The sequence below is a fragment of the Micromonospora sp. NPDC049799 genome, assembly GCF_040656655.1.
Taxonomy (GTDB): Bacteria; Actinomycetota; Actinomycetes; order Mycobacteriales; family Micromonosporaceae; genus Micromonospora.
In genome coordinates this window covers 1-2,295 of the sequence record NZ_JBFAMU010000663.1, presented here as the reverse complement: position 1 = coordinate 2,295, position 2,295 = coordinate 1, and the positions used below count along the sequence as shown (strand labels likewise).

General features: G+C 73.0%; 3 protein-coding genes and 1 riboswitch. Of the genes, 1 reads left to right on the top strand and 2 read right to left on the bottom strand.

The annotated features are described in order from the left end of the window. The coding region (locus tag AB0I76_RS27935; RefSeq protein ID WP_357041531.1) for an ABC transporter ATP-binding protein at window positions 1-777 on the bottom strand (777 nt) is incomplete at its 3' end. 110 nt (window positions 778-887) lie between these two features. Then, window positions 888-1,478, bottom strand: coding sequence for an ECF transporter S component (locus AB0I76_RS27930; RefSeq protein ID WP_357041528.1), 591 nt, complete (start codon window positions 1,476-1,478; stop codon window positions 888-890). A 73-nt stretch (window positions 1,479-1,551) separates the two neighbouring features. Beyond that, window positions 1,552-1,657, bottom strand: a riboswitch (TPP riboswitch). Window positions 1,658-1,862: 205 nt separating this feature from the next. Between AB0I76_RS27930 and AB0I76_RS27925 the strand changes: the two genes are divergently transcribed. Continuing rightward, window positions 1,863-2,295 (top strand): permease (locus tag AB0I76_RS27925; RefSeq protein ID WP_357041525.1); only part of this gene is annotated, 433 nt, incomplete at its 3' end.

The window sequence follows — 2,295 nt, the reverse complement described above, 5'->3', positions numbered from 1 at the left end:
GAGCAGCGTTGTCCCCGCGGGTGTGGTGGCCCGGCGGGGCGGTACGGGCCGGCCGGGCACCCAGACCCCGTCGGCGGCGAGCGCGTCGCCGTGTGCGCCGAACACGGCCTCGGGCGTGCCGTCGGCGCGTACGCCGCCACCCGGTTCGAGCACGACCACCCGGTCGACCAGCGGCAGCGCCTCGGCGACCCGGTGCTCCACCAGGATCAACGTGGTGTCGGCGTCCAGGGCCCGGGTCACCGCCTCCCGGACCAGCGCGGCACCGGCCGGGTCGAGGTTGGCGGTGGGTTCGTCGAGCAGCAGCAGGCCGGGGCGCAGGGCCAGCGCGCCGGCCAGGGCGAGACGCTGCTGCTCGCCGCCGGAGAGCGCGGCGGTCGGACGATCCCGGTCGTACGGGAAGCCGACCCGGCGCAGCGCCTGGTCCACGCGCGGCCAGATCTCGGCGGTGGGTACGCCCCGGTTCTCCAGCCCGAACGCCACGTCGTCGCCGCAACGGGCCATCACCAGCTGGGTCTCCGGGTCCTGGAAGACGATGCCGACGCGCTCCCGGTCCTTGCGCGGGTCCAGCCCGTCGATCTCGACGGTGCCCTCCTGCTCGCCGGAGTCCTCCGCCAGCAGGCCGGCGAGCGCGGCGAGCAGGGTGCTCTTGCCCGCGCCCGAGGGCCCGAGCAGCAGCACCCGCTCCCCACGCTCCACCCGCAGGTCCAGCCCCCGCACGGCCCACGCGCGCCGCCCGGCGTGCCGCCACCCGAACCCCCGCAGCTCCACCCGACCCACCGGCCGATCACCCCCTCCGCCCACTGCTGTTGATCAAGAGGTTTGCGTCAGGACAACGGCTCCCGTTGACGCAAACCTCTTGATCAACGAGGGAGGTGGGTGGGTGAGGGTCAGATCAGGGCGCGGTCGCGGCCGGCGGGGAAGCGGTCGAGGACGCCGGTGCCGGCCAGGGCGCGCGTGAGGTACCAGGCGCCGGCGCCGGCGATGACCGTGGCGCTGAGCACGGTGATCACGAAGATCGGCACCCGGGCGCTCCACAGCTCCAGCTCCGAGTAGTACCGGATCTGGTCGAAGATGGCCGCGGCCAGGCCGGCGAGGGCACCCGAGAGCAGGGCGGCCGGCAGGCGGAACGAGCGGTACCGGAAGGCGGCGAAGCCCAGCTCGGCGCCGAGCCCCTGGAACGCGCCCTGGAGGATCGCCACGGCACCCCACTGGCTGCCCAGCAGCACCGAGATGAACGCGGCGAGGAACTCGCAGTAGAAGGCCGCCCCCGGCTTGCGGATGACGAGCCCGCCGAGCACGCCGGGCAGCAGCCAGATGCCGTAGATGACCGACTGGGCCGGCGGGAAGAACGCGAACGCGCCCTCGGTGGCGGCCCAGACGAAGTTCCAGGCCCAGAAGATGACGCCGAAGGCGACGGCGAGGACCGAGGCGACGACGATGTCGATCGTGCGCCAACGGGTGGTGTCGGTGGTGGTCATGCTGCGCTCCCAGTCCAGAGGTGAACCAGGAGAAGACGCACGCCGACGCCCGGAGTGCCCGGACGGCGGCGCGGCTGGAGGTCGACCGAACTCCCTGCGCTGGCATTACCCAGATCAGGTTCGAGGGTCTGCGGGCGGTGCCCGCACTCTCAGCGCTGTGCGCTCCCCTGTCGGATGTGAAGTTGTCTCGTCGACGCTAACACCCTTGAAGATCATCGGGCAAAGTGATCTCTCCGCAGGTCAGTCGAACGTCGCGGGATGCCTCGCCAGCTCGACCCGTCGTCTCCCGCCGACACGGAGGTCCGGCCGGATCCATCGACCGGAGCCGAGGTCGACCGGTAGTCTCAGGCGGCCGGTCCCGCCACCCGGCAGAAGGACGCACACGTGACACCGGAAACCGACCGCCCCGACCCGTTCCACGACAGCGAGGGGCACCGCACAGGGACGATCGGCCTGGCCGCACCGACCGGGACGCAGGACGTACGCCCGCAGGAGCCGGCGGGGCCCGACGGTGCCGGCCCACGCACCTGGCTGGGTGGCCGGGTCGGCTCGGTCGAGGTGCTCGCGGCACTGCTGGTCCTCCTGATCATCTTCCGGGAGCCGCTGGCCGGCCTGCTGTCCTCGCCCCGACTCCAGACCTGGACCACCGTGTTCGTCTCGGTCATGGTCCAGGCGGTGCCGTTCCTCGTCTTCGGCGTGCTGCTCTCCGCGGTGATCGCCGTCTTCGTGCCCCGGTCGTTCTGGGCCCGGGCGCTGCCCCGCCACCCGGCGCTGGCGGTGCCGGTGGCCAGCGCCGCGGGCGTGGTCCTGCCCGGCT